The sequence below is a fragment of the Paraburkholderia sp. SIMBA_027 genome (assembly GCF_046535315.1).
Lineage (GTDB): Bacteria > Pseudomonadota > Gammaproteobacteria > Burkholderiales > Burkholderiaceae > Paraburkholderia > Paraburkholderia tropica.
In genome coordinates, this window is sequence record NZ_JAWRWY010000003.1 from 143,614 (window position 1) to 169,671 (window position 26,058).

Sequence of the window (26,058 nt, forward strand, 5' to 3'; positions counted from 1 at the left end):
TCGGGTCCGTAGCGGTCATTGCGCGGCGGCGTGCTGCGCGCCGCTGTCCAGATGCACCTTCACCGTCGCCGAGAGGCCCGGACGCAGCACGCCCTCCATGCCCGGCGGCACCTGCACGCGAATGCGCACCGGCACGCGCTGCACGATCTTCGTGAAGTTGCCGGTCGCGTTCTCGGGCGGCAGCACGCTGAAGGTCGCGCCCGTGGCCGGCGCAAGACTTTCGACGCGGCCATGCAGCGTGCCGCTCGCGGCGTCGAGTTCGACGTCGGCGGCATCGCCCGCGCGCATCTTGCGGAGCTGATCCTCCTTGAAATTCGCGTCCACCCAGAGGTCCGACGCGGGCACCACGGTCAGCAGCGGCGCGGCCACGTTCGCGAGCATGCCCACCCGCGCCGTGCGATTGCCGATGAAACCGTCCACCGGCGCGCGGATCGTCGTGTAATCGACGTTGAGCGCCGCGAGACGGCGGCTCGCTTCGGCGGTTGCCACGCGCGCCTGCGCGTCGACGATCTGCGCGGCCAGCACGTCGAGCTGACGCTGCGCGGCCAGCACCGCCGCACCGCTTTTCGCGACCGAGGCCTGGGCTTTCGCGGCGTCGGCGTCGGCGCGTTCGACGAGTTGATTCGACACCGCGTCGTCCTTCACGAGCGCGCGGTAACGCGTCTGGTCCTGCGCGCTGCGCGTGAGTTCGGCGTTCGAGGCGCGCGCCTCGGCCTGGCTCTGATTGATGACGGCGGCTTGCAGCGGGCGGCGCGCATCGAGTTCCGCCACGGCGGCGCGCGCGCTCGCGAGTTCGGCGTCGGCCTGCGCGAGCTTCGCGTCGTAGTCGCGCGCGTCGAGCCGGATCAGCACCTGGCCGGCCTTCACGCGCTGGTTGTCCTGCACGTCGATCTCGGCGACAAAGCCGCTCACGCGCGGCGCCATCACCGTGACGTTGCCGCCCACGTAGGCGTCGTCGGTGGATTGCACAAAGCGCAGCACGAGGAACCAGTAGCCCAGCGCCGCCGCGAGCGCGAGCGCCACGGCGCCGACTGCGAGGCGCATCCAGGGCAGACGCGCCCGTTCGCGCGGCGCGGCGCCCGTGGCAGGAGTGGAAGGACTCGACATGACGTTCACCTGTGTATATGCACTAATGAGAATAAAAAAATGCCGCAGCGTGATGAAACCGATGCGTATCAACTCACACCGCCCGCGTGATGCGCAGCAATTCGCGCCTGAGCCACGCGGCGCGCTGCGCGCCGAAACGGCGCTCGAATTCGTCCTGCGCGGCGCGCCAATGCACGCCCGCTTCGTCCAGCCGCGCGCGCCCCGCCGCCGTGAGCGCAACCTGGCGGCGACGGCAATCCGCGCCTTGCGGCGCGTGCTCGCCGTCCGTTGCCGAATGTTTTGCCACCGCCAGATCGGCGACCAGACCGCTGCGCAGCAAGGGCCGCAGCGCGCGCACCAGCGTCGTGCGTTCCATCACCATCGTGCGGGCGAGTTGCGCCATCGTCAGCGAGGGTTGGCCTTGCGCCGGGTCGGCCGGGTCCGTCGCGCCGAGCGCACCGAGTAGGCTGAACTGCGTGGGCGTGAGCCCCGCCGCGCTCAGATGCCGCTCGTAAAGCTGCGAAAGATGGCGCGCCGCCTGACGCACCGCGAAGCAGTCGTCGTGCTCCAGGGCGAGGGCGGAAAACGACTGCGCCGGCGAAGAACGGTCGGAAGTGTGCATACGCACAGATTAGACGGCCTGGCGGGCCGCTACAACTGCCGCGCGCGGCATCAATTTATGACCGCGGCGGCAACAATCGCTGCGCAACGCGCTATGAAGCGGCTATGCAGCGCACGCTGAATTCTCAACCGACTTGCTGTGCCTGCGCATCGGCGAGCGCCTGAGTATGCGGCTGGGCGTGCGTGACGCCGCCGAAAAACTCCGTCGCGTGATCGATGAAAGCGCGCACCTTGGCGGGCAGCAGCGTGCGCGACGTGTACGCGAGACGGATCTCGATCTGCATGTCGCTGATCGGGAAGTCGTCGAGCAGCGTGACGAGGCGGCCCGCCGCCAGATCCGCCTGCACCAGCGCGACCGGCAGAATGCCGATGCCGAAGCCTTCCAGCACCATCGCGCGATTGAACTCGGGATTGTTCGACGCGATCTCGTACTTCAGTTGCACGGTCACGTCGTCCTCGCCTTCGGGGCCGCGAAACGTGAGCGAGGGCTTGCGCAGCGACGGCGGCATCGGCACGAAGACGTGCTGCGCGAGATCGGCGGGATGGCGCGGCGTGGACGTGGCCGCGAGATACGCGGGCGAGGTGACGAGCGCGAGCGGAATGCGTTCGAGCAGCTTCGTCACCGTGGTGTCGTTGTTGAGCATGAACGGCAGCACGAGGCCGAGGTCGTAGCCGTCCGCGACCAGATCGACCTGGCGCTCGGTCAGCATCACGTCGAGCGTGACTTTGGGATGCGCGCGCTTGAAGCTCGAAATGAGCGGCACGAGCCGGTTCACCGTGGCCGTGGTGTGCGCGACGAGACGCAGCACGCCGTTGGCTTCGCGCGTCTGCTCGGTGGCGCCCGCCTCCAGCGCGTCGAGGTCGTCGAGCACGCGGCAGCAGCCGTCGTAGAAACGCTCGGCGGCCTCGGTCAGCGACACCGCGCGCGTGGTGCGGTGAAACAGGCGGCTGCCGAGCCGCTTTTCCAGCCGCGCGATCGCGCGCGAGACGACCGGCGTGGCGAGGCCGTGCATGTCCGCGGCGCGCGTGAAGCTGCGCGCCTCGACCACGGAACGGAAGATCCGCAAGGTGTCGATATAGTCCATGGCGATGACGATGAAGTTCGAGCGAGTGTAATGCGCCGCGCGCAAACGCGCTTGACGTACTCGGCATACGCGACTTACGCGGCGCGTTCGTCTCCCAAGCTCAGTTCGTCCCCTCCGCGCCGTCCGCGTCGCCGAACACCTCCAGACAGAACGCGCAGCCGTCTTCCGAAAGGCTCGCCCGGCCCGTGCCGTCCTCGGCGAGCGTGGTCACCACGAGGCCGCTGTCGACGAGTCCGGTCAAGTGGCGGCGCAAGCCGCTCATCGGCACGCCCGCCTGCTTCGAGAGCTTGGCGAGCGACCACTCGCGTCCGGGCGTCTCGCGATGCGCGCGCCAGAGCTGTTCGAGGATCGAGACCAGCGCGGGATCGACATCGCCGTCCGCGCTGTCCTCCTCGTCGCGCGCGCCGTGGCTGCCGTTGCCGTTATGCAGATCGTCGTCCTTGTCTTCGTCGTGCATCGTGCGTCTCCTCAGGCCATCTTCGCGGCCAGCTCGCCGAGCGTCTTCAGCGCCGCCTCGGTCTGCGCGGTCCACGGATAGCTATAGTTCAGGCGAATGTAGTGGTGAAAGTCGTTGCGCATCGAAAACATATATCCCGGCCCGATGGTGATGCCCTGCGCGAGCGCGGCCTGATAGAGCCGCATCGAATCCACGCGCGGCGGCAGTTCGACCCACAGCACGTAGCCGCCCTGCGGATCGGACGTGCGCGTGCCCGCCGGAAAGAAACGTTCGACCATCGCCTTCATGAGCCGTGCCTGCTGCCGGTAGAAGCGCCGCAGACGACGCAGATGACGGTCGTAGCCATCATGGCGCAGATAGTCCGCGAGCGCCACCTGCGGCACCGACGGCGTGGTGAGCGTGTTGAGGAACTTGAGCTTTTCGACCTGCGCGCGATAGCGGCCCGGCATCGCCCAGCCGATGCGGTACGAGGCCGAGAGACTCTTCGAGAACGACGCGCAGTGCAGCACCAGCCCGCGCGTGTCGAACTGCTTGAGCGACGATGGCCGCGTATCGCCGTAATACAGCTCCTGATAGACGTCGTTCTCGATCACGGGCAGATCGTGCGCCTGCGCGATCTCCACGAGCCGCGCCTTGCTGGCGTCCGGCATGCGAAAGCCCAGCGGATTCTGGAAGTTCGGCATCACCATGCAGGCCGCGACCTTCTGGCGCGCGAGCACGCGTTCGAGCGCGTCGAGGTCGATGCCGGTGTCCGGGTGCGTGCTCACTTCGATGGCGCGCATGCCCAGACGCTCGATCGCGTGCAGCATCGCGTAGTAGGTGGGCGATTCGACGGCTACCGTGTCGCCCGGACGCGCCACGGCCTGCAGGCTCAGGTTGATGGCCTCGGTCGCGCCCACGGTAATGACGATCTCGTCCGGGTCGATGGTCGCGCCGTTCTCCGCGTAGCGGCGCGCGATCTGGCGGATCAGCTCGGGATTGCCGGGCGGCAGGTCGTCGATCAGGTTCCAGCTCGCGTGACGCCGCGCGATGGCGTTCGCGTACTGATTGATGCGTCGCCACGGATACAGCGCCGGGTCCGGATACGGCGAGCCGAGCGGCACCGCGTCCTGCGCGCCGATGGTGCGCAGGGTGGAGAGCACGAGGCGGCTCACGTCCACGGGCGCGGGCGCCGAGGCCGGCGGCAAAGCGGGCGTCGCGGCCGCCGCGGCAGCGTGTCGGGACGCGCCGCCCGGACGGCGCGCGCGGCCGTCGTGCGCCGCGCCGCCGCCTTCATGGCCCGCTTCGCCGCCGTTCTCCCGCCCGGCCTCGCCCGTCCCGCGCGCCAGCGGCCGCGCGCGCACGAAAAAGCCCGACTGCGGCCGCGACTCGATCACGCCCCGGCTTTCCAGCAGCGCATAGGCGTGCAGCACCGTCTTGATGCTGACGCCGTGCTGCTGGCTCGCGCGCCGCACCGACGGCACGCGCTCGCCCGGCCCGAACACGCCGCGCCGCACGGCGGCCTCGATGTCGTCGGCGAGTTGTTCGTAGCGGGTAATCGAGGAAGACGGCGAGGAAGGCGGCGCGGGCATGGCAGAGGCAAACCAGGGCAAACGAAAGGCAAGGGAAAGGACGGGCAACACAAACCCCACCAGTCTATGGCAAATCGTCGCAACTGTATCCCTCGGCTTTCCGGATTTCTGTGATCACCGGGAGCACAGGAACACAGTAGTCTCGCCTCATCGGGCGAACCGCCCTCACGAATCCGAAGCCGAAGCATGAAGAAGCCGCAAGGTCGCATCGAACCGTATCACCACCCCGCCGCAGGCTGGGGCGCACTCAAGCAGGTCGCGATCAACCTGATCAAGGAGAAGGTGTCGGGCGGCAACTACCGCACGCTGCTCAAGCAGAACCAGCCGGACGGCTTCGACTGCCCGGGCTGCGCGTGGCCGGACCGCGAGCACGCGTCGACCTTCGAATTCTGCGAGAACGGCGTGAAGGCCGTGGCCGCCGAAGCCACCAGCAAGCGCGTGACGCCGGCCTTCTTCGAGCAGCACACCGTCACCGAACTGATGGCGCAATCGGACTACGAGCTGGAGCAGCATGGCCGTCTGACCGATCCGATGGTCTACGACGCGCAGCGCGACCGTTACGTGCCGATCGAATGGGACGACGCGTTCAGGTTGATCGCGAAGCATCTCAACGCGCTCGACAACCCGGACCGCGCCGCGTTCTACACCTCGGGCCGCGCGAGCAACGAAGCCGCGTTCCTGTATCAGCTGTTCGTGCGCATGTACGGCACCAACAACTTCCCCGACTGCTCGAACATGTGCCACGAGGCCACCAGCCGCGGCCTGCCGGGCACGGTCGGCATCGGCAAGGGCACAGTCACGCTCGACGACTTCGAGCACGCCGACACGCTGCTGATCTTCGGCCAGAATCCCGCGACGAATCACCCGCGCATGCTGGGCGAACTGCGCGAATGCGCCAAGCGCGGCGCGACCATCGTCTCGATCAATCCGCTCAAGGAACGCGGGCTGGAGCGCTTCGCGAGCCCGCAGCATACGCTCGACATGCTCTCGCCCAAGGGCGTGGAGATCAGCTCGGTGTTCATCCGTCCGCGTATCGGCGGCGACTTCGCGCTGATCAAGGGCATGGCCAAGCGCGTGATCGAACTCGACGATCAAGCCGTGTCGCAAGGCACGGAACGCATTCTCGACGTCGCCTTCATCGCCGAACATACGGTCGGCTTCGACAGCTTCGCCGCCGATCTGCGCGCGGAATCGTGGGACACGATCGTCGCCGAAGCGGGCGTGCCGCTCGACGAAGTGCTCAAGCTCGCCGACATCTACGTGAAGGGCAAGGCCGTCATTTCGACGTGGGGCATGGGCATCACGCAGCACAAGAATTCGGTGGCGACGATTCAGCTGCTCTCGAATCTGATGATGATGCGCGGCAATATCGGCCGCCGCGGCGCGGGCCTGTGCCCGGTGCGCGGCCACTCGAACGTGCAGGGCGACCGCACGGTCGGCATCGAGGAAAAGCCGACCCAGGCGTTCCTCGACCGTCTGGGCAAGGCCTACGATTTCGAGCCGCCGCGCGAGCACGGCTACGACGTGGTCGAAACCATTCACGCGATGCTCGAAGGCCACGTGAAGGTTTTCATCGGTCTGGGCGGCAACTTCGCGATCGCCACGCCCGACACGCCGCGCACCTTCGACGCCATGCGTTCGTGCGCGCTCACCGTGCACGTGACGACCAAGCTCAACCGCAGCCATCTTGTGCACGGCGAGGACGCGCTGATCCTGCCGACGCTCGGCCGTACCGAAATCGACCTGCAGAACGGCGTGCCGCAAGGCGTCTCCGTCGAGGACTCGATGAGCATGGTGCACATCTCGTACGGCATGAACCGTCCGGCGTCGAACAATCTGCTGTCGGAAATCGCGATCGTCGCGCGCATGGCGCACGCCACGCTCGGCAGCGAGAAAGTGGACTGGCTCGATCAGGCGAGCGACTATGCGAAGATCCGCGACGGCATCGAGCAGGTGTTCGACGGCTTCCAGAACTACAACGAGCGCCTCAAGCATCCGGGCGGCTTCCACCTCGGCGTCGCGTCGCGCGACCGCGTCTGGAAGACGCCGAGCGGCAAGGCGCAGTTCGTGGTGCACGCGATCGCGCTCGACACGCCGATCCATCGCGCGCGCGCCGAACACGGCCAGAAGCTCATGACGCTGATGACCACGCGCTCGCACGATCAGTACAACACCACGATCTACGGTCTCGACGACCGTTATCGCGGCGTGTACGGCCTGCGCCGCGTGCTGTTCGCGAACCGCGAAGACATGACGATGCTCGGCTTCGAGCCGGGTCAGTTCGTGGATATCACGAGCGTCTGGGACGACGGCATCGAGCGTCACGTCACCGACTTCATGCTCGTGGAGTACGACATTCCGCGCGGCTGCCTCGGCGCGTACTATCCGGAAACAAATCCGCTCGTGCCGCTGGAATCGATCGCCGATGGCGCGGGCACGCCCACGTCGAAATCGATTCCGGTGCTGCTGATGCCCGCGAAGGCGGGCGCGGCGGCGCTCGCCGCGTAACGATTCGAAGCGCGTTCGACACGCCGCGCCGCTTCACGCGGCATCGATAGAAAAGGCCTGCAAACGCAGGCCTTTTTTCATTTTCGCGAGACGCTAACCGAGCGCGAACCAAGCGCTAAACGAGCGCTCAGCCCGCCATCTTCCTGAACGTCTCCAGCACCGCCTCGCCCTTGAACGGCTTGACGATCCAGCCGCGCACGCCGGCCGCCTTGCCGCGCTCCTTCATCGCCGGGCTGCTTTCCGTCGTGAGCATCACCACGTTGACCGCCGTGTTCGCGAGTTCGCTGCGGATCTTCTCGACCATCGTGAGGCCGTCCATGTTCGGCATGTTCACGTCGCTCACGACGAGCTTCACGCCCGGATTCGCCTTCAGCTTCGCGAGGCCGTCCTTGCCGTCCACCGCCGTATCGACGTCGAGGCCGTTCTTGCGCAGAAAGCCCGCGACTTCGTCACGCACCGTACTCGAATCGTCCACCACCAGAATCTTAGCCATGTTGTCTCTTTCCTTTGCGCCGTGTACGGCGCATCTTGACGTCAAAACAGTTCGAGTTCGCCGCTCACCGGTTCCGGCCCGGCGGCGGCCGCGGCCAGTGCGGCCGTCTCGTCGAAACCTTCGCGCGACCAGCCGAGGCTGAACACGAAACGCTGATCGATCACCGCCTCGCGGCCCGTCTTCGGGCACGTGAGCCGGTACTTGATGCATAGCTGCGGATTGTCCGAGCCGAACGACAGATAGCGCCGCCGATGATTGATGAGCAGCGGCACCTGCACCTGTGCGCGGACCCAGCCGCCGTCGCCCGCTTTATCGCCCGCGCCCGCATTGCGCGCGTTCCCGAGATAGCGGTTGCGAAACGCACCCCATACGAGATTCGTGAGTTCGCCGAGCACGCCGTTCAGATCGCGGAAATCGCTCGCTTCCTCGCGCGCGCCGCGCCCTTCGCGCGGCGGCAGCATGTCGATGAGCGGCGTCTCCTCGGTCTGCATCAGCAGCCAGCCACGGCACCACGCGGTCTCGATCGGGATCAGCGTAAGCACCTCGCCGAAGATGATGCGGTCGCGCACGATGCTCGGCGTGTCCCAGTTCACTTCGAGGTCCGGAAACAGCCCGCGCAGACGGCCGAGCGTCATGTCGGCGATACCGTCCACGAGCGGGTCCGGGTAATCCTGCGAAAACACATGCGCGTCGAGCGCCGCCTGCAACGACTGCGGCTCGCGCTCGTTCCAGCTCGCGCGCGGCACGCGCCGCAGCGCTTCGGGCAATTCGCCGTCGGTGGTCCGGCGCAGCACGATCGGCAACTCCGGGCGCGCCACTTCGAGCGCCACGGCCACCGCCGCCGCCGCTTCGGGCGAGCCGCCGAAGTCCTCGCCGAGCAGCACGCCGCCGAGGTCGTAATGCGTGTGCAGCGCGGCCGCGAGCGCGTCGCGGCGCACCGGCACGCCCATCAGGCGTTGCCCGGCATCGGGTTGCGCCAGCGCGAGCGCGCGAGCGGAATCGCTTTCGAGCAGCAACACCTTGCTCACCGGCTTATTCGTGTTCATACGTCTCTTTCCGACTTCCCTGCGATACGAAACTGCACGACATTGCACGACACTGCATGCCGACGCGCGCGCGGCGCGTCAGAAGAATTCGAGTTCGCCTGCGCTTTCGCTCGCGTCCGCCATGTCGGCGGCCACGAAATCGAGCGGCGCGCGCGTGCAGATGCACAGCGTCGCGCCGAGGCGCACCGAACCGTCGATCGTCAGCGCCCAGGACTTCACGCTATCGGGCTTCAGCTCGCCCAGATACGGCAAACACTGACCCGACAGCGCATACGGCGTGGACATGCCGAGGTCCGGAAAATGCTCGACGAGCTGCTGGTTCATCGACCCGCAGCAGAGATTGCCGAACTCCGTGAAGGTCTCGATGAGCGGACGTCCCGCACCGGCTTCCGTTTCGCCCGTGTAGTACGCGCGCGTCGCGTCGTCATCCTTAAGATGAATCAATAGCAGCACGCGAAACTGCATCGACGAGATCGTCAGCACGACCACGTGTTCGCCTTGCGCCACCTCGTTCGAGGCGGGCGAGAACTCGCACGCGTGCTGCGCATCGGTCACGAGCCGCGAGCGCGCCGCCGCGAAGAAAATGCGCTCGAAACTGTCCTGCGCGTTCGTGCCGATCATGCGTGCGCCTGCGTGTGCGACTGCGTGTGCGTATCCGCGCGCGATTCGCCGAGTTGCGCATACAGTTGCTGCGTCAGCGAATCCACACTCGCGAGCGAGGCCGCGATCATCTTGCCGCCCGCCTGCACGTCCTGGAACGTCGCGGCGGTGATCAGATCGTTGCGATGCAGGCTGTCGCGATAGCTCTTCGACAACTCCTGCGAACGCGTGGCGAGCGTACGCACTTCGCCCGCGACGATCGAAAAGCCCCGGCCCGCCGGGCCCGCGCGCGCCGCTTCGATCGACGCATTCAGCGAGACGATCAGCACGTGGCTCACGATCGACGACAGCTCCTGGTTCTTCTGGTGCATGTCGTGGTTCTGCGCCATCAGCGAGATCATCTGCTCGTGCCAGCGCTCGAAGGTCATCGACATCTGCCTGAGACGCGCCGCTTCGGCAGCGATGCGCTCGACGCGCTGCAAGGCGTCGGCGCCATGCGAACGCTCGGCGGCCAGCGCCGCTTCCATCGCGTCGGCCACCGACTTGCGCTGCGCGAGTTCGGCGCGCAGCGTCTCGATCTGCGCCGCCAGCGCGTCATGTTCTTCGGCGGCGCGCGATTGCGCGTCGTCGGCTTGCGCACTCGCCTGGGCGAGCTGTTCATCGTGCTGCGCGCGTTGCGATTGCAGCGCCGCGTTCGTACGCGCACGCGCGCGCAGATGCAGCACAACCGCGCCAATCGCCACGATCACGGCGCCCGCCAGCGCGCCTGTCAAATACGGAAACACCACAGCCACCTCCGAACCGCGCCTAGCTCAGCGCTTCCTCTTCCTGCTGCGTGGCGCGCGCCGGTTCGCCTTCGACGGCGCACGCGCGCGGCAGATACACGATCGTTTCGAAGTGCCGGTAATCGGCGCCTTCGCGGTTGTCCGTGAAGCGCAGTTCGATGCGGCCGCCCTCGCGTTCGAGGAAGTCGCGCACCGCGTCCATGCCCACGCCGCGCCCCGACACTTCGGTCACCTGTTGCGCCGTCGAAAAGCCCGCACGGAAGATGAAGGCCGCGATGGCGTCGTCGCTCGCCATTTCGTCTTCGGCGAGCCAGCCGCGCTCGACGGCGATGCCGCGAATGCGTTCGAGCGCGAGGCCGCGTCCGTCGTCGGCGAGCGCGAGGCGCAGCGCGCCGTCGATCACGTTGACGTCGACCTGAATCCGGCCCGCGTCGCCCTTGCCTTGCGCGCGGCGCTGCGTCGGCATTTCAATGCCGTGATCGAGCGAGTTGCGCAGCAGATGCGTGAAGACGTCCCGGACCGTGCCCGCCGCTCCGCTGCGCAGACGCCAGCCGTGATCGTCGATGCGCACGACCGGCGCGACCTTGCCCAGCTCCTGCGCCAGCGACGGCAGCGAATCGAGCACACCCGCAAGCGCGTCGTGCACGCTCTCGGTGCCGAACGCGCCCAGCACGCGGCGCAGCTCGGCGCGCATCGCGCGCAGCGAGGCAAGATCATCGTCGCGGGTGTTGTCGATCAGACGCAGGCTCGCATCGATCTGCTCGCGGCCGATGGCGATGCTGCCGTCCTGCGTGCGGCCGCCGCGACCGAGACTTTCGGTGTTGATCGACGCATAGTGATCGACCGCTTCGCGTACGCGATGCAGGTCGGCGATCAGCGCCTGCTGATCCCACACGTGATCCGGATCTTCGCGGCGCAGCGCGTCGTAACGCTGCTCGACTTCGTGCACCACGCCCGTGAGATGCTGGAGGCTGTACGTGCGAGCGTTGCCCTTCACCGTGTGCATGTTGCGGAACAGCGCCGCGACGGCGTCCATGTCCGCGCAATCGTGCTGGCGAATGATGCGTTCGTTTTCGTGGATGAAGGTCTTCGAGCTCTCCACGAAGCGATGGAACTTCTCTTCGCTGACCGCGAGAATTTCGCCGATCATCTGCAGACGGCGCTTCTGCTCGCCCGCTTCCGCCGCGAGTTCGCGCAGCTCGGTCACGTCGCGCACGCAGAGCATCAAACGCACGACGATGTCGTTCTCGTCGGTAATCGCCGACCACGACAGATCGAGCACCTTGGTGCGGCCATCGGGCATCGCGCGCGTGATTTCGTTCACGAGCAGATGCTGGTTGAACGCGAAATTCACGTCGTCTTCGCCGAGGCACGCGTGCACGGCGGCGTCGATCTGCGAGAGCGTATCGGCGTCGAGTTCCGTGTTCGAGAACACGAGGTCCATCAGCGAGCGGCCCGCGATCTCGTTCGTTTCGAAAATCGCTTCCAGATAGGCCGAATACTCGTTGTGGATGGTCGCGCCTTCGACCACCGTGAGAATGCCCTGCTGCATGTTCTGCAGCATCGCCTGAATGTCGGCGGTCTTGCGCTTGAGCTGCGCCGAGCTGTGCTGGATCTTCTCGATCATGCCGTTGAACGCGACGATCGAATGGCCGATCTCGTCGAGACGGCCCACCGGCACGCGGCGCGTGAAGTCCTGGCTCGACGCGATCTCGCTCATTTCCTGCTGCATGCGCGAAAGCGGGCGCGTGATCTGGCGATACAGCAGCAGGCCGATCGCCGTGAGCAGCAGCACCGCGCCGCCCGTCACGCCGGCGATCGCGCTGGTGGTCGTGTCGAGCATGCCGTTGAGCGCGCTGATCGCGTCGTCCTTCTGGCGGTTCTTCTCGACGCGCATCGTGGTGACGATGCCTTCGAGTTCGTCGCGATACTGCGCCACGTTCGCGAACAGATAGGCCTGCGCCAGTTCGTTCTTGCCCGCGGCCTTCATCTTCGCGGTGTCGGCGATGGCGTTGAAATAGTTCGTGATGCTTTCCTGCGCCTGCGCGACGAGGCCGTCCTGCGCGTGGCTCGCGGCGGCCTTGCGCTGCACGTCGAGCGCGGCGCGCAAGTCGGCTTCCTTCTTCTTGAGATCGTCCTGAGCGAGTTGCGCGGTGGTCGCGTCGGGCGCGTAGACGAGCGTCATCGTCGCGAGCTGCACGTCCTTGACGAGCGAGACGAGGTCCGAGGAAGCGAGTGCGCTCGGCACGACGCCCTGCGTGACCTGGTGGACGTCGGTGGCGCTGCGGCGCGTCTGATAGACCGCGTAGCCGCCGATGGCGGACAACGCGACGAACATCAGCACGATGAGAAGCGTGATGCGGTGACGAATGGTCATGTTGAAATCCCCGAGCCGCGCCGTGCCGGTCGCGCTATCGTTACGCGACTCGTGACAAGGCAGGCCAATTTATTCAACGCGAATTATCGGCGCATCCGTATGACGAAATGATGAACGTACTTAATTAGTGCGTTAGCGCACGGACTCTAATTGTTTATGATGCTTGCCGCGCCGCGCGTGACTGCCACCGCGTTTGCGCTACCATCGAGCTTCACGCTGTTTCGTTTCCGCGAGCCCATTCATGCCGTCCACGTCCGCCATCGCTGCAGGCACCCCGAGCTTCTGGCGCGACGACGCCCTGCCTTTCATCGAAGTGCGCGCCATCGCCGATGGCCGCAAGGTCAGCTATGGCCGTCACGCGCACAGCACGTTTTCGATCGGCGCGGTCACGGGCGGGCACAGCACCTATCTGAACGGCAATACGTTGCAGCATATCGGCGCGGGGTCGGTCGTCATCATCAACGCGAACGTCGTGCACGCGTGCAATCCGGCCGCCGATGAAGCGTGGGCCTATCGCATGTTTTACGTCGACGTGGACTGGCTCGCGAAGCTGCAACGCGAACTCGGCTGCGGCGCGCAGGACGGCCTGCGTCCCTTCGAGCAGACGCTCACGCGCGATCCCGCCTTGTTTGCGGGGCTCAACGCGCTCTACGACATGCTCGTCGATCCGCATGAAGATAACGCGCGCAAGGAATACGCCGTGAGAGCGTATTTCACGGCACTGCACGATGCGCTCCAACCGGCACGCCAACCAGCGCTCGAATCCGCGCCGCTCGCCGCGCGCGAACCGAATCCACGTCTTGCGCGCGCCGCCGAATTCATCGACGGCAATTACACGCGCGCGCTCAAGCTCGACGAGATCTGCGCGGCCGCCGACCTGTCGCCGTCGCATCTGATCCGTGCGTTTCGCGAGCAGTACGGCATGACGCCGCACGCGTATGTCGTGAACCGGCGCATCGAGTTCAGCCGCGCGCAATTGCGGCGCGGTCACGCTATCGCCGACGTCGCCGCCGAAGCGGGTTTCGCCGATCAGGCGCATCTGCAACGCGCGTTCCGGCAATTCGTCGCGGCCACGCCGGGTCAGTATCGCGGCTGAAGCTTCGACGCAATCAGCCCAGCAGCAGCCACAGTGCGCTCGCCGCCAGCAGCGCGGCCATCAGCCGGTTCACGAAGCGCACGCGCGACGGCTCGCGCAGCGCCTGACGCAGCGACGCGCCCGCCCACGCCCAGCACGCAATCGACGCGTAGCAGACCACGAAATAGATCGCGGCGAACTGCCAGACCAGCGCCTTCTCGCCCGAGGCCGCATACGCGCCCATGCCCGCCACCGACGCGAGCCACGCCTTCGGATTGAGCCATTGCATCGCCGCGCCCGTCATCAGCGAGGGGCCGCGTGATTCGCGCGAGGCGTCGATATGGCCGTCGTCGATGGCGAGCCGCCACGCCACGTAAAGCAGAAACGCCACGCCCGCCCATTCGATCGCGCGCGTGAGAAACGGCCATTGCGCGAGCAGTTCGTGCAGGCCGAGGCCGATCAGCAGCAACAGCAGCGCGAAGCCCACGGTCGCGCCCGTCACGTGGCGCAGGCTCGCGCGCAAGCCATAGCGCGCGCCCGCGCCGAGCGCGACGATGTTCACGGGTCCGGGGGTGATGGAAGTGGCCAGCGCGAAGGCGGCCATGGACATGACAGTGCTCACGATTCTCCTCGATACGCCAGACGGCGATGATTCAGCGTCGAGCGTACGCAGCGCGCGAGCGCGCGTATTGAAGAAAATGACCGTGTACACACAGCCCGCGAAATGGGCGCGCGCGCCAACTCGCGCTATCATTTCCGGCCTTCCGCTCGCCCGGCGCGGCCCTTGGCAGCGCTTCTGCGGCCCTTTTGAGGCCCGCCTGGACGACGCACTCACCGGACTATCGACGTGAAAAAGATCCTCATCATCGGCATCGGCGCGGGCGATCCCGACTACCTGACCATGCAGGCCGTCAAGGCGCTCAACGCCGCCGACGTGTTCTTCGTGATGGACAAAGGCCCCGCGAAAGACAAGCTCGTGGCGCTGCGCAAGGAGATCTGCGCGCGCTTCATCGAGAACCCCGATTACCGCATCGTCGAGGCGACGAGTCCCGAGCGGCGGCGCGACGGCGTCGAATACAAGGCGGCTGTCGACGAACTCAATCGCGACAAGCAGCGCGTATTCGAAGGGCTGATCGAGCATGAACTCGCCGACGGCCAATGCGGCGCGTTCCTCGTCTGGGGCGATCCCGCGCTCTACGACAGCACGATCCGCATTCTCGATGCGATCCTCGGCGAAGGGCGGCTCGCGTTCGAGTTCGAGGTGATCCCGGGCATCAGCAGCGTGCAGGCGCTGGCCGCGAAGCATCGCGTGCCGCTCAATTTCATCGGCAAGCCGGTGAGCATCACCACGGGGCGGCGGCTCGTCGAAAACGGCTTTCCGCGCGACGCCGACAGCGCCGTCGTGATGCTCGACGCACAGAACGCCTATACGCAGCTCGATGGCGAGGAGCTCGACATTTACTGGGGCGCGTATGTGGGCACGCCCGACGAAATTCTCGTCGCGGGCAAGCTCGACGACGTGAAGGACGAAATCGTGCGCGTGCGCGGCGAGGCGCGCGAGGCGAACGGCTGGATCATGGATACGTATCTGTTGCGCAAGCGCGGCGTGAAGGACTGAACCGCGCGTTCATGCGTTGAGCGCTTCGCTCACAGCCTTCGCTGCGGCACGCCGCCACGGCACCACCGCGAACAGCGAGGCCGCGACGATCAACGCGCCGCCCGTCCACGCGGCCACGCTCAGGCGCTCGCCGAGCCACACGCAGGCGAACAGCGCGCCGAACGCCGGTTCGCTGCCCATCAGCAAGGCCACGCGCGTCGGGCTGCTGCGGCGCACGGCGTAGTTCTGGATGAAGAACGCGAACAGCGTGCACGCGCCGACGAGCCACGCCACGCTGCTCCAGAACGGCAGATGCGCGGAGAACGTCGGCAGCGGCTGCCACTGGCCGTGCGCGAACACCAGCGCGAGCACCGCGCTGCCCGCCGCCACGCAACCCGCCTGCACCGCCGTCACGGCGAGCGGCGCGATGGCGGCGTCGCGCATCACGCGCCGCGTGACGCAGACGGAGATCGCGCGCAGGAGCGCCGCCAGCAGGATCAGCGCATCGCCGGCGTTGGGCCGGTAGTCGCCGCCCGCCAGCAGCCACGCGCCCGCGAGCGAGACGGCCACCGCCGCCCATTCGGCGCGCGACGGCCGCCGGCGCAACATCGCCCATTCCGCGAGCGGCGTGAGCACCACGCACAGGCTGATGAGAAACGCCGCATTCGAGGCGCGCGTCAGCATCACGCCGAAGGTCTCGCACAGAAAAATCCCCAGCAGCAGCATGCCCGCGCACAGCACGCCGCCGAGCGCGCGGCGCGACGCCGTGCGCAGCGTCCGCAGCGCGGGCGAGAGGAGCACGAAGGTCAGGCCGAAGCGCAGCGCCAGCAGGCCCAGCACCGGATAGAACACGAGCGCGTCCTTCACCACGCCGTAACTCGTGCCCCAGACGAAGGCGACGGCGAGCAGGAGCCAGTCGGCGAGATGCATCGATGGGTGACGGGCGGCGGACATGGCGTGGACCTCTCTGGCGGGCGTTCGCAACGGAAATCTGCGGAGAGCGCCTATTGTCCATCCTTGCATTCGTCGCGATAATCGGGTCGTCGCGCACAGCTTTTATGTCGCAAACGCACAAATCGCATCGTCCATCCCGATGAATCCGACCACGCTTTTCGCGCTGCTGCCCGATCTCGCCGCCTTCGCGCGCGTGGTCGAAGCGGGCAATTTTTCGCTGGCCGCGCGCCAGCTGGGCAGCACGCCGTCGACGGTCAGCCGCCAGATCAAGCGTCTCGAAGAGGCGCTTGGCGCACGCCTGCTGGAACGCTCGACGCGCCAGGTGCGCGTGACCGAATCGGGCGAGGAGGTGTATCGGCACTGCCGCGACATGGTGAGTGCGGCTGCGGGCGCCGTCGACGCGGCGGGCCAGCTCGCGGCGAAACCGCAGGGACGCGTGAGCGTCAGCGCGCCCACGGCCTACGCGAAAACCGTGATTCATCCGCTGATTCCGGGCTTTTTGCGCGACTACGCCGACGTGGACGTGCAGCTCGTGTTCGCCGATCACGAAGTCGATCCGCTGCGCGACGGCCTCGATCTCGTGATCCGCCCGACGCGCACGCCGCCGCCGGGGCTCGCCGCGCGTCAGCTCGGCGAGGTGCGCTGGCTGCTGTGTGCGTCGCCCGCGTATCTGAATGCGCGCGGCACGCCGAAGACGCCGCGCGATCTGGCGCAGCACGACTGCCTGTGGCTGGGAGAAACCGCCGACGATCATCGCTGGCGCTTGCGTCAAGGCACGCACACGCAGACCGTCGAGGTGAAGGGCCGCTATGTGGCGAACCACGCGGGCGCGCGGCTCGAAGCGGCGCTCGACGACTGGGGCATCGCCTGCCTGCCCGAATTCACCGCCGCCGACGCATTGCGCGCCGGCGGCCTTGTACAAGTGCTGCCGCAGTGGACCTTCGAAGCGCGTGCCTACTCGGGCCCGGTCTGGCTGCTCTATCCGCCGAACCGGTTTTTACCGCCGAAAGTCCGCGCGTTCATCGACTATCTCGCGCGGCATCTGGGCTAGCCAGAATCAAACGGGCAGAACAACCCGGCAGGATCAACCGAGGCCCACGCACACGCCCACGACGATCGAGCCGATCAGCAGCAGCGCGCCGATAGTCTTGCGCTTGTTCAGCTCGGTCCACAACAGCACGCCCGTGAGCGACAGCAGAATGAGCGCGCCCGCGAAGGTGTCGATGAACAGCACCCAACCGACGCTCATGCCCACGCCCTTGTGCAGATTCGTGATGGTCGCCATCAGCGAATTGTCGGTGCGCTTGAGCGTGACGACATCGTTGCCCACCCAGTATTCGACGGCCACGGTTTCATGCGGCGCCGTGAACATCATCTGCCAGTGCTCGGGCTGCACGGTCTCGCGATCGCCCCAGGCCACCTTGTGCTCGGGTTCCTTCTGCACGCGGCCCATGCGCTGCGGCAGCTTCAGATCGGGCTGCGACTTGAGCCACTTCGCCATTTCGCGCGGCGTTTCCGGCGCGGGATCGGGCACGGGAAGCTGCATTGACGAAACCTGCGGCGCGCCCGGCGAAATGCGCAGCGGCTCCATGCGGTGATTGAGCACGAAGCCCGTCACGCCGAACAGCAAGCCGAGCGCCGCGCCCCACAAACCCACCCAGCCGTGCACCTTGCGCAGCCACTTGATGAAAGTGGCGCGGCGCGAACGTTTCGCACGTTCGGCGCGTTGGCTATCGTCGATCAATACTGCCGCTTCGGTAGAACTCACGTCTCACTCCAGATACGCAAAAGATTGTGGTAGCAACCCACGAGACTGCGCCGCGCCTGGGCGTCGGCGTCGCTCGCGTTCAAACGTTGGATGGCCGTATCCATGTCGAAAAGCAGCGCGCGTTTCGTGTCGTCGCGCACGAGGCTCTGCACCCAGAAGAAGCTGCTCATGCGCACGCCGCGCGTGACGGGCTTCACCTGATGCAGACTCGTGGCCGGATAGACGATCATGTCGCCCGCGGCCAGCTTCACTTCCTGCACGCCATAGGTGTCTTCGATCACGAGCTCGCCGCCGTCGTACTCCTCGGGCGCCGAGAGAAACAGCGTGGCCGAGACGTCGGTGCGCAGCTTCAGGCCGTTGGGCAGCACGCGCACCGCACCGTCGACATGCGAGCCGAACGTCATGCCGCCTTCATAGCGATTGAAGAGCGGCGGATACACCTGATTGGGCAACGCGGCGCTGATGAAGAGCGGATTGCGCTCGATGGCCGCCAGCACGACGTCGCCGAGTTCGCGCGCGATCGGCGTGTGTTCCGCGATCTGCTGATTGCGCTTGACGGGCGCGCCCTGCCAGCCGGCCGTTGCACGGCCGTCGACCCAGGCATCGCCCGCGTTGTCGAGCCGTGCGCGCAGCGCGCGGACCTGCTCGTGTGTCAGTACGTCGGGGATGTGAATCAGCATTATCGCTTCCTTCTTCGCTGGCTTACAGGTTGACAGCACGGCGCGCATGTTACGCGGTATTTCAGGCCTTGTTTCAGGCGCTATTCTGAACTTCGGGCCAGGCTCACTTCGGACTCTTCGCACTGCATGCGCGCCGGACGCGCCAAAGCCCGCATGATGATGCGGGCTTTGCGTGACATGCGCGTTGCCGCGCGCGCGTGCATCCAAACGTAGTCGAAGCGGCATCGAAACGTCGCCGAAGCAACGACGATCGATGCGCGCGCACGCTTTTCCGTTCACACGACTGCGCGGCGACGCTGCTCGCCGAAGCGATCAGAGCCGGTAGTCGAACGTCGCGAGCACCGTGCGGCCGACGCCCGGCACCGAGCGTCCGCCATCCGACTGGATCAGCGCGTCGTAGTAGAACTTGTTGGTGATGTTCAGCACGTTCAGACGCACGTCCCACTTCTTCGCATGGTATCCGGCCATCGCGTCCCAGCGCGTGTAGCCGCCCACTTCGACGTAATTCGTGTTGGCCGCATAACGCGAGGACATATAGGTCGGACCGCCGCCCACTTCCCAATGCGGCGTGAGCGCATACGTGGTCCACAGCGTGAAGGTGTTGCGCGGCGTGTTCGCGGGCGTGTGGCCCTGCGTGCCGTCTGCGGCCTGCAGCACGACGCCGTCCATATAGGTGTAGCCCGCGAACACCTGCCACTTGTCGGTGATATGGCCGGTCGCGCCCGCCTGGAAACCGCGCACGCGAATATCGCCTTCGAGCGTGTATTCGCCCGTCGACGTCTGCGTGCGCGCGTTATCCATTTCCTGCTGGAAGAACGCCGAGGTCAGCGAAAGATTGCCGCCGAGCAGATCCCACTTGCCGCCCACTTCATACGATTTGGTGTGCTCCGGCGCGAGATTCTGCGTGTTGTTCGTGACCGTCAGCGCCTCGAGCGACGGATCGAACGAGGTGCCATACGAGAAGTAATACGACTGCCAGTCGGTCGGCTGATAGATCGCGCCCGCGCGCACGCTCGTGAACGTGTTGGTCTGATCCGCATAACTCGGCGCGCTGATCGTATTCGCGATGTGCGCCTGGAAGCGATCCCAACGCACGCCGCCAATCAGTTTCCAGTGCTCGCCGATCGACATCGTTTCGTTGAAATACGCCGCGAACGTGGTCGCGCCCGACTCCGCGTGATTGCCGACCGTCTGCGTGACGTTCGAAGGCGTCGGCACATAGACCGGATCGAGCAGCGACAGAATCGGCAGGTTGTTGCGCGTATAGGCCTGATTCGTATAACTGTCGTGGCCGATCTCGATGCCCGCGAGCATCTCGTGCCGCAGCGGCCCCGTGTTGAACTTGTACGTGGTCATCGTATCGTTGTAGATCGAGTGATTCTCGATCACGCGGTCGTGGCTCGCGAGCTTCACGTAGAGATCGGACAGCGGCAGCGTCGTGTAGTTGCCGTTCTTGAGCGCCGTGCTCGACGCGAGCGGCCCGGTCAGCACCGCGCCCGCCGCGGTCTCGCGCGCATCGGTGAGCGAGTGCGAGAACTGCGTCTGGTTGCTGATCTTGAACTGATCGTTGAACTTGTGATCCACGCGCGCGGACACGGTCTGCACGTCCTGAATCGTGCGGTCGTCGGTGAGACCGTAGTACGTGCCCTTCGACGGCGAGAACGGATGACCGTTGATCGACTGCACGCCGTAATCGGGCTGATCGTAGTTGTGCTGGATGAGCGCGGAAAGCGTGACTTCCGTGGGCGTGCCGATGCCGAAACGCAGCGTCGGCGCGAAGCCGTAGTCCTTGTTCTTCATCTGGTCGCGCGTGGAGCCGAGCGACTGGCCGAACGCGTTCAGGCGGAACGCCGCGTGGTCGCCGAGCGGACGATCGACGTCGACGGTCGCGCGATAGCGGTCGCTGGTGCCGACCGTCGTCGAAACTTCGGTGATCGGCTTGAGACCGGCCTGCTTGCTCACCTGATTGATCACGCCGCCCGTGGAGCCGCGCCCGAACAGCATCGACGAGGGGCCGTACAGCACGTCGATCGATTCGAGGTCGAAGGTGTCGCGATAGTACTGATTGCGGTCGCGAAAACCGTCGAGATAGATGTCGTTCTGGGCCGTGAAGCCGCGCAGGTTGATGTTGTTGCCGATCTGGCCGCCTTCCGCGCCGCCGATGGTGATGCCGGGCGCGTTACGCAGCGCGTCCTGGAACGAGGTCGCGCCCTGCGACTGCAGCAGCGCCTTGTTGATCACCGTGACCGACTGCGGAATGTCGCGCAGCGCCGTGGGCGTCTTCGCGCCGACCGACGATTTTTCGGCCTGAAAGTCCTGCGAGGGCGCGTCGGCGGACACCGACACGGCGGGCAGCGTGGCGCCTTCCGTCGTGGCGTTCGAGCCGACGTTCTTGCCGGCGGGCGCGGCGGCGCTCACCGCCGAAGCGGCGACGGGCGCGCTCTGCGCGAACGCGGGCGAAGCGATAGGTACGGCAAAAGCCAGCGCGAGCGCACTCGCGAGCGGCGTCCTGTTCAACATGGGGGTCCCTGTGCGGCGAAAAGCCAGTCGATGGAACGCGCGAAGGAGGCGCGATCGACGTGGATTCAGGTGGCTGGCTGGCCGCCCCTTCATGCAGACGAAGGCTCGGCGACAGGCTGGCTAGGTTGGATTTAACAAGCCCGAAACGGCCTGGATCCGTGCTGGCGAATGAGAATCAGTATCATTCCAGATATTTCTGTTTATTTCAAATGATTGATGCGTTTCAGCTACACCGTGTGGGGTTTTTGCCGATTCAGCCAAAATAATGTAAATGTAATTTTTTGGATTGGCTTGTGTAATTTTCTGTTTGCTGGCGGGTATTTGTCTGATTTATTCTAGTGAGCGGGTTTTAATTCGACGCGCAACGTTCATCCAATTCTTTTGCATTCCTCTTTATTTTTTAGAATTTAAGACCGCGACAAAGCGGCTTTTCTTTCGCGTCAAATTTGATTAGCGATACGAACTGTTTAATTTTTCCGCATTTCCATTTCGACTGACCTCGTTGCGTCCCGGCGAAGGATTGACCGCCCGCTCCCCGCCCAACCTTATCCACAGAAATTGTTCAAAGCCCTGTGCGTAACTTCGGGACATCGACGCTAACTGGCTGATGCGAATCGGATTCCACGCGGGACACTCGCGATTAGCACCGAATCTGTCAACACACTCTGCCGCCCCGTGGATTTATCCACAGAAATCTTGAGCAACCCTGTGCATATCTCGCCGACACATTCGGCAGGTCATTGAACGCACAGCGAATTTCTGGCGCGCCTGCGCGTCCGACACGCGACCGTTTTCGCCGTGCGCCCCGCCGACGTCGATGCGCCATGACTCGCACAGCCAATCCCCTCGCCAAAAGCCCTAAAGAAATGAAGGGAAATGCCGTTATTCCCGGCATGTTGTTGGGTCAGCGTAGACCCCCCTGGAAGGAATCCCATGCGCAACAATCAACCCGTCACGCAGCAGGAGTTCGACTATCCTGCTTCGCAGATGCTTGTCTCGGCCACCGACCTCAAAGGCCGCATCCAGTATTGCAATCCCGCTTTCGTTGCCGTTTCGGGTTTTACGAAAGATGAGCTGATCGGCAAGCCGCACAACATCATCCGCCATCCCGACATGCCGGCCGAGGCGTTCGCCGACCTGTGGGAGACCGTTAAAGCCGGCCGGCCCTGGACCGCGCTCGTCAAGAACCGCCGCAAGTCCGGCGACCACTACTGGGTGCGCGCGAACGTGACGCCCGTGTCCGAGCAAGGCACCGTGGTCGGCTATCTGAGCGTGCGCGTGAAGCCCACGCGCGACGAAGTGCGCGACGCCGAAGCGCTCTATGCGCAGATGCGCGAGGGCCGTCTGCGCGGCGTGCGTCTGCTGCACGGCGAGCTCGCGCGCACCGGCTTCATCGGCGCGGTGAAGTCGGTGATGCGTCTGCCGATCGCCACGCGCATCGCCATCGGTTACGCGCTCGTGCCCGCCGCGCTCGCCGCCGCGGGTTTCGCGGCGTATCAAGGTCTGCCGCCCACGCCGTTCTGGTGCGCATTCGGCGCGGCCGCCGTGTGCAGCGTCGCGGCCTGGCGTCTCTCGACGCGTCATCTCGGCGAGCCGCTCGCGCAGATGTCGGCGGCCTCCACGCGCATGGCCGCGGGCGACCTCACCGCCACGCTCGCGATCGCATCGAAGGACGATCTCGGCGACGTGCTGCAGGCGCTCAACCAGCTTCAGGCCAATCTCACGGCCATCGTCTGCGACGTGCGCTCGCAGATCGACGGCATGCTCGACGCCGCGCACGAAATCTCGACCGGCAATCTCGACCTCTCGCGCCGCACCGAATTGCAGGCCGCCTCGCTCGAAGAAACCGCCGCCACGATGGATCAGTTGACGACCACCGTGCAGGCCAACGCGGAAGCCAGCACGCGCGCGCTCGATCTCGCGCGCGAAGCGCAGGAAGCGGCCGCCGAAGGCGGTTCGATCGCGGGCCGCATGGAACGCACGATGTCGGGCATCACCGACGCCTCGAAGCGTATCGCCGACATCACCGGCGTGATCGACGGCATCGCGTTCCAGACCAACATCCTCGCGCTCAACGCGGCCGTCGAGGCGGCGCGCGCGGGCGAGGCGGGCCGCTCGTTCGCCGTCGTCGCGGGCGAGGTGCGCATGCTCGCGCAGCGTTGCGCAGCATCGGCGAAGGAAATCAAGCAGGTCGTCGATGCGAGCGTCCACGAGATCGCGCGCGGCACCGAGCTGGTCGGCCACACGACTTCGCAGATGCGCGCCATCGACGAAGCCGTGAGCCGCGTGCAATCGATCATCGTCGAAGTCGCGAACGCGAGCGGCGAGCAGGCCGAGGGCATCCGCCAGGTCAACCAGGCGGTCGCGCATCTGGACAGCGCGACGCAGCAGAACGCGGCGCTCGTCGAGCAGGCCGCCGCTACGGCGCAGCGCCTCGCCGAACAGGCCGATGTGCTCGACGAAGCCGTGCGCCTCTTCACGGTCGCGGGCAGCCAGTCGACCTTGACCACCGCTGCGGCGCGCAACAACGCGCAGCGGCCGGTCCACGCCCGCATGCTGGAGGACGAAGCCGTCGAGGTGTGAGCGCGGAGCGGGCGCCGCCTGTCGCCGATCTCGCGCAACGCGCGCGTACCGTAATTCGCATGCGCGCTTGCGGATCGATCACGCAACAGGCAAACGCAGATTGTTCAGATAGATCGGCATTAGTCCCATCTCGACAGCGCATGCGCCACGCCTCACACTGAACTCGTCAGCGCTCACCCAGTGGGTGTCTGATCCGAGTAACAACGGCGTTTCAACGGCTCGCCCGGCCTCTACCGGGCGAGCCGTTTTTTCTTGCCCGCATGGCGGGGACGCTCGCGAGCCGGTAGAGCCGCATTGCGTCATAACCATGACAATGCCGTGCGCCGCAATACGTGCCGCATCCACCGTTGCAAGACGCGCAAAAATGCGTGAAAACCCGCGCAGTCGCGTTACACTCACCAGACGGCAGGGATGCGAGCGCGCTTGTGTGCGCCCGCGCTCACTCGGTCGAGACGCCGTGCGACCGAGACCGTACAATGAACTGGCCACGTATCGCACGTCGCCCGCGTACCACGTAACTGGCTCGACCACGCTTCGACCACAGTTCGACCACCCAACGCACGAGGACAACATCAATGCGCATGACCGGGTCTTCTGGAACCATGACCCTGCTCACCGAGCATGACGAAGCCACCGGACGCGAGCTGCGTTCGCTGCGCCTCGAATCGGCGGCCGACGGCAAGAGTCTTTTGCTGATCGAAGTCGACGAGCGCAAGGCAGGTATCCACCGCGAAGTGCGTTACGAGATCACGCCCGCGGAGCTGATTGCGGCCATCCGCGCGCAAGGCGCCGAGATACCCGGGGAATCGCATAACCGGTAAGCCGGAAAGTCGGTCTATCACGGGCGTTTCGCCCTCGCCCACCGCCGCGTTCGCGCGGCGTCGTGGGCACGACGCGCGTCGGGTTTCCGTCGCGCGTTTTCGTTTGGCGGGCCGACGTTTGATCGACAGTTAAGTCGATGTTTAAGCCGATGTTTGATGCATCGTCTCGCGCGTACAACGCAGCATTCGGCGCGCCGCCGGTTAAACGCACCCGAACCGCATTCGGCGTATGCTTTGGCGCTCGCTTGCACGCCTTCGAAATGCGTCCATAATCGTTACGTTACCCTTCCCATTGCGCCGCTCCGGCCCCACCGGCGCGGCATTCAGGCGACGGAAGTAAGCCGATGCTACATGACCTGATCGCGCAGTACGGGCCTGCGCTCGTGTTTCTGAACGTGCTCGCCGGCTCGCTCGGCTTGCCCGTGCCCGCCATGCCCGCGCTCGTCCTGTTCGGCGCGATGGCCGCCATGCATCCCGGCTCGGTCGGCCAGCAGGTCGCGCCGGTGCTCGGCCTGTCGATCGTCGCCATGCTGATCGGCGACAGCGTCTGGTTCCTCGCCGGCCGTCTCTACGGCGGCAACACGCTCAAGACGCTCTGCAAGCTCTCGCTCTCGCGCGACACCTGCGTAAAAAAGACCGAACGCTTCTTTGGCCGCTGGGGCGTGCGCGTGCTCGCCATCGCCAAGTTCGTGCCGGGACTGTCGCTCGTCTCGGTGCCGCTGGCCGGCGCGATGGGCACGCCGTATCGACAGTTTCTGGGTTTCGACGGCATTGGCGCCGCGCTCTGGTCGGGCACCGGTCTGCTGATCGGCGTGCTGTTCGCACCGCAGATCGACATGATGCTCGCCGGCGCGAGCCGCCTCGGCCGTTTCGCGGCGGTCGTCGTGCTGGTCCTGCTGCTGCTCTACGCGATGTACCGCTGGACGCGCCGCCGCCAGCTCATCAAGAAGCTCGCGAACGCGCGCATCACCGTGGACGCCCTCTATCGCGCGATGGCGAACAAGCCGCCGCCCGTGGTGTTCGACATTCGCTCGGAGGAAAAGCGCAAGCTCGATCCGTTCATCATTCCGGGCGCGCTGTTCGCCGACGAGCGTCAGCTCGAAGAGATTCTGAGCCGGTATCCGCGCGAGCAGAAGCTCGTGATCTACTGCTCATGCCCCAATGAAATTTCCGCGGCCTGGATGGCGAAGAAGCTCGTCGAGGCCGGTTTCGTCGACGTAGTGCCGCTGCTCGGCGGCCTCGACGCCTGGCGCGACGCAGGCCGCACGCTCGAATCGCTGCCCATGGCGCCGCATCCCGAGGTTCCGGTCAGCATCACGCCGAAAGCGATCTGATTCACGCGATTCACGCGTTCTTTCCCGCGCGCATCCGGTCCGCTTTCTGTCTGCATCGTGTCCGTTTCGCGCGCGGCGCCGCCGCATCGCGCGCACG

General features: G+C 65.8%; 23 protein-coding genes. 8 read left to right on the forward strand and 15 right to left on the reverse strand.

Annotated features, from left to right (window positions below):
• Window positions 1-15: 15 nt before the first annotated feature.
• The 5 genes from SB764_RS06270 to SB764_RS06290 form a co-directional block, all read right to left on the reverse strand.
• Window positions 16-1,107: an HlyD family secretion protein gene (locus SB764_RS06270; protein WP_410862971.1), complete on the reverse strand. Its 1,092-nt coding sequence runs from the start codon at window positions 1,105-1,107 to the stop codon at window positions 16-18.
• A 73-nt stretch (window positions 1,108-1,180) separates the two neighbouring features.
• Window positions 1,181-1,708 (reverse strand): MarR family winged helix-turn-helix transcriptional regulator, encoded by a 528-nt coding sequence (locus SB764_RS06275; protein ID WP_321854627.1) that lies wholly within the window; start codon window positions 1,706-1,708, stop codon window positions 1,181-1,183.
• Window positions 1,709-1,832: 124 nt separating this feature from the next.
• Window positions 1,833-2,792 (reverse strand): LysR family transcriptional regulator, encoded by a 960-nt coding sequence (locus SB764_RS06280; RefSeq protein WP_080180861.1) that lies wholly within the window; start codon window positions 2,790-2,792, stop codon window positions 1,833-1,835.
• A gap of 100 nt (window positions 2,793-2,892) precedes the next feature.
• The gene (locus SB764_RS06285; protein ID WP_082992216.1) at window positions 2,893-3,249 is read right to left on the reverse strand and encodes a helix-turn-helix domain-containing protein; all 357 of its coding nucleotides are present in this window, start codon (window positions 3,247-3,249) and stop codon (window positions 2,893-2,895) included.
• 11 nt (window positions 3,250-3,260) lie between these two features.
• On the reverse strand, window positions 3,261-4,787 hold the full coding sequence (locus tag SB764_RS06290) for a PLP-dependent aminotransferase family protein (protein WP_183039472.1): 1,527 nt from the start codon (window positions 4,785-4,787) through the stop codon (window positions 3,261-3,263).
• Window positions 4,788-5,006: 219 nt separating this feature from the next.
• Here SB764_RS06290 and SB764_RS06295 point away from each other — a divergent pair, with 219 nt between their 5' ends.
• Window positions 5,007-7,328: an FdhF/YdeP family oxidoreductase gene (locus SB764_RS06295; RefSeq protein WP_065064348.1), complete on the forward strand. Its 2,322-nt coding sequence runs from the start codon at window positions 5,007-5,009 to the stop codon at window positions 7,326-7,328.
• Window positions 7,329-7,455: 127 nt separating this feature from the next.
• Here the strand turns inward: SB764_RS06295 and SB764_RS06300 are convergent, their stop codons facing one another.
• The 5 genes from SB764_RS06300 to SB764_RS06320 all read right to left on the reverse strand — a co-directional run bounded on the left by SB764_RS06300 (window position 7,456) and on the right by SB764_RS06320 (window position 12,629).
• The gene (locus SB764_RS06300) at window positions 7,456-7,821 is read right to left on the reverse strand and encodes a response regulator (RefSeq protein ID WP_065064350.1); all 366 of its coding nucleotides are present in this window, start codon (window positions 7,819-7,821) and stop codon (window positions 7,456-7,458) included.
• Between the two features lie 41 nt (window positions 7,822-7,862).
• Window positions 7,863-8,867 (reverse strand): chemotaxis protein CheX, encoded by a 1,005-nt coding sequence (locus SB764_RS06305; protein WP_410862974.1) that lies wholly within the window; start codon window positions 8,865-8,867, stop codon window positions 7,863-7,865.
• 78 nt (window positions 8,868-8,945) lie between these two features.
• A complete protein-coding gene (locus SB764_RS06310) occupies window positions 8,946-9,488 on the reverse strand; it encodes a hypothetical protein (RefSeq protein ID WP_410862976.1) in 543 nt (180 codons plus the stop codon).
• On the reverse strand, window positions 9,485-10,255 hold the full coding sequence (locus SB764_RS06315; protein WP_410862978.1) for a methyl-accepting chemotaxis protein: 771 nt from the start codon (window positions 10,253-10,255) through the stop codon (window positions 9,485-9,487). Before SB764_RS06315 ends, SB764_RS06310 begins: the two co-directional genes overlap by 4 nt.
• A 19-nt stretch (window positions 10,256-10,274) precedes the next feature.
• Window positions 10,275-12,629, reverse strand: a complete 2,355-nt coding sequence (locus tag SB764_RS06320) for a HAMP domain-containing protein (RefSeq protein ID WP_410862980.1) — start codon at window positions 12,627-12,629, stop codon at window positions 10,275-10,277.
• 241 nt (window positions 12,630-12,870) lie between these two features.
• Here SB764_RS06320 and SB764_RS06325 point away from each other — a divergent pair, with 241 nt between their 5' ends.
• On the forward strand, window positions 12,871-13,725 hold the full coding sequence (locus SB764_RS06325; protein WP_110325767.1) for an AraC family transcriptional regulator: 855 nt from the start codon (window positions 12,871-12,873) through the stop codon (window positions 13,723-13,725).
• Between the two features lie 13 nt (window positions 13,726-13,738).
• Here SB764_RS06325 and SB764_RS06330 read toward each other — a convergent pair whose 3' ends face one another.
• On the reverse strand, window positions 13,739-14,326 hold the full coding sequence (locus SB764_RS06330; RefSeq protein WP_065064447.1) for a LysE family translocator: 588 nt from the start codon (window positions 14,324-14,326) through the stop codon (window positions 13,739-13,741).
• Between SB764_RS06330 and SB764_RS06335 the strand changes: the two genes are divergently transcribed.
• Both SB764_RS06335 and cobF read left to right on the forward strand, forming a co-directional pair.
• Window positions 14,313-14,555 (forward strand): hypothetical protein, encoded by a 243-nt coding sequence (locus tag SB764_RS06335; RefSeq protein WP_146229917.1) that lies wholly within the window; start codon window positions 14,313-14,315, stop codon window positions 14,553-14,555. The genes SB764_RS06330 and SB764_RS06335 overlap by 14 nt on opposite strands.
• A complete protein-coding gene (gene cobF, locus SB764_RS06340) occupies window positions 14,552-15,322 on the forward strand; it encodes a precorrin-6A synthase (deacetylating) (protein ID WP_124260658.1) in 771 nt (256 codons plus the stop codon). Before SB764_RS06335 ends, cobF begins: the two co-directional genes overlap by 4 nt.
• A gap of 9 nt (window positions 15,323-15,331) precedes the next feature.
• Here the strand turns inward: cobF and SB764_RS06345 are convergent, their stop codons facing one another.
• A complete protein-coding gene (locus SB764_RS06345) occupies window positions 15,332-16,255 on the reverse strand; it encodes a DMT family transporter (protein WP_124260657.1) in 924 nt (307 codons plus the stop codon).
• Between the two features lie 139 nt (window positions 16,256-16,394).
• Between SB764_RS06345 and SB764_RS06350 the strand changes: the two genes are divergently transcribed.
• Complete coding sequence (locus tag SB764_RS06350; protein ID WP_124260656.1) at window positions 16,395-17,306, forward strand: LysR family transcriptional regulator; 912 nt, start codon at window positions 16,395-16,397, stop codon at window positions 17,304-17,306.
• Window positions 17,307-17,339: 33 nt separating this feature from the next.
• On the opposite strand, the gene SB764_RS06355 is transcribed toward SB764_RS06350, so the two are convergent.
• From SB764_RS06355 to SB764_RS06365, 3 genes are all read right to left on the reverse strand, one after another.
• Window positions 17,340-18,023 carry a PepSY-associated TM helix domain-containing protein gene (locus tag SB764_RS06355; RefSeq protein WP_065064368.1) on the reverse strand — a complete coding sequence of 228 codons (684 nt, stop codon included), beginning with the start codon at window positions 18,021-18,023 and terminating at the stop codon, window positions 17,340-17,342.
• Window positions 18,020-18,703: a Fe2+-dependent dioxygenase gene (locus SB764_RS06360; RefSeq protein ID WP_410862982.1), complete on the reverse strand. Its 684-nt coding sequence runs from the start codon at window positions 18,701-18,703 to the stop codon at window positions 18,020-18,022. Before SB764_RS06360 ends, SB764_RS06355 begins: the two co-directional genes overlap by 4 nt.
• Window positions 18,704-19,015: 312 nt before the next feature.
• The gene (locus SB764_RS06365) at window positions 19,016-21,223 is read right to left on the reverse strand and encodes a TonB-dependent receptor (protein ID WP_410862984.1); all 2,208 of its coding nucleotides are present in this window, start codon (window positions 21,221-21,223) and stop codon (window positions 19,016-19,018) included.
• 933 nt (window positions 21,224-22,156) lie between these two features.
• On the opposite strand from SB764_RS06365, the gene SB764_RS06370 reads away from it, so the two are divergent.
• The 3 genes from SB764_RS06370 (at window position 22,157) to SB764_RS06380 (ending at window position 25,961) form a co-directional block, all read left to right on the forward strand.
• Window positions 22,157-23,806, forward strand: a complete 1,650-nt coding sequence (locus SB764_RS06370) for a PAS domain-containing methyl-accepting chemotaxis protein (RefSeq protein ID WP_110325783.1) — start codon at window positions 22,157-22,159, stop codon at window positions 23,804-23,806.
• Between the two features lie 575 nt (window positions 23,807-24,381).
• The gene (locus SB764_RS06375; RefSeq protein ID WP_065064376.1) at window positions 24,382-24,627 is read left to right on the forward strand and encodes a hypothetical protein; all 246 of its coding nucleotides are present in this window, start codon (window positions 24,382-24,384) and stop codon (window positions 24,625-24,627) included.
• A gap of 344 nt (window positions 24,628-24,971) precedes the next feature.
• Window positions 24,972-25,961 carry a DedA family protein/thiosulfate sulfurtransferase GlpE gene (locus tag SB764_RS06380; RefSeq protein WP_410862987.1) on the forward strand — a complete coding sequence of 330 codons (990 nt, stop codon included), beginning with the start codon at window positions 24,972-24,974 and terminating at the stop codon, window positions 25,959-25,961.
• Window positions 25,962-26,058 lie beyond the last annotated feature (97 nt).

What these genes read in the sequence shown, in the direction of transcription:
- SB764_RS06270 (WP_410862971.1), bottom strand. Translation starts at nt 1,107, where the DNA reads ATGTCGAGTCCTTCCACTCCTGCCACGGGCGCCGCGCCGCGCGAACGG.
- SB764_RS06275 (WP_321854627.1), bottom strand. Translation starts at nt 1,708, where the DNA reads ATGCACACTTCCGACCGTTCTTCGCCGGCGCAGTCGTTTTCCGCCCTC.
- SB764_RS06280 (WP_080180861.1), bottom strand. Translation starts at nt 2,792, where the DNA reads ATGGACTATATCGACACCTTGCGGATCTTCCGTTCCGTGGTCGAGGCG.
- SB764_RS06285 (WP_082992216.1), bottom strand. Translation starts at nt 3,249, where the DNA reads ATGCACGACGAAGACAAGGACGACGATCTGCATAACGGCAACGGCAGC.
- SB764_RS06295 (WP_065064348.1), top strand. Translation starts at nt 5,007, where the DNA reads ATGAAGAAGCCGCAAGGTCGCATCGAACCGTATCACCACCCCGCCGCA.
- SB764_RS06300 (WP_065064350.1), bottom strand. Translation starts at nt 7,821, where the DNA reads ATGGCTAAGATTCTGGTGGTGGACGATTCGAGTACGGTGCGTGACGAA.
- SB764_RS06305 (WP_410862974.1), bottom strand. Translation starts at nt 8,867, where the DNA reads ATGAACACGAATAAGCCGGTGAGCAAGGTGTTGCTGCTCGAAAGCGAT.
- SB764_RS06310 (WP_410862976.1), bottom strand. Translation starts at nt 9,488, where the DNA reads ATGATCGGCACGAACGCGCAGGACAGTTTCGAGCGCATTTTCTTCGCG.
- SB764_RS06320 (WP_410862980.1), bottom strand. Translation starts at nt 12,629, where the DNA reads ATGACCATTCGTCACCGCATCACGCTTCTCATCGTGCTGATGTTCGTC.
- SB764_RS06325 (WP_110325767.1), top strand. Translation starts at nt 12,871, where the DNA reads ATGCCGTCCACGTCCGCCATCGCTGCAGGCACCCCGAGCTTCTGGCGC.
- SB764_RS06335 (WP_146229917.1), top strand. Translation starts at nt 14,313, where the DNA reads ATGACAGTGCTCACGATTCTCCTCGATACGCCAGACGGCGATGATTCA.
- SB764_RS06345 (WP_124260657.1), bottom strand. Translation starts at nt 16,255, where the DNA reads ATGTCCGCCGCCCGTCACCCATCGATGCATCTCGCCGACTGGCTCCTG.
- SB764_RS06350 (WP_124260656.1), top strand. Translation starts at nt 16,395, where the DNA reads ATGAATCCGACCACGCTTTTCGCGCTGCTGCCCGATCTCGCCGCCTTC.
- SB764_RS06360 (WP_410862982.1), bottom strand. Translation starts at nt 18,703, where the DNA reads ATGCTGATTCACATCCCCGACGTACTGACACACGAGCAGGTCCGCGCG.
- SB764_RS06365 (WP_410862984.1), bottom strand. Translation starts at nt 21,223, where the DNA reads ATGTTGAACAGGACGCCGCTCGCGAGTGCGCTCGCGCTGGCTTTTGCC.
- SB764_RS06370 (WP_110325783.1), top strand. Translation starts at nt 22,157, where the DNA reads ATGCGCAACAATCAACCCGTCACGCAGCAGGAGTTCGACTATCCTGCT.
- SB764_RS06375 (WP_065064376.1), top strand. Translation starts at nt 24,382, where the DNA reads ATGCGCATGACCGGGTCTTCTGGAACCATGACCCTGCTCACCGAGCAT.
- SB764_RS06380 (WP_410862987.1), top strand. Translation starts at nt 24,972, where the DNA reads ATGCTACATGACCTGATCGCGCAGTACGGGCCTGCGCTCGTGTTTCTG.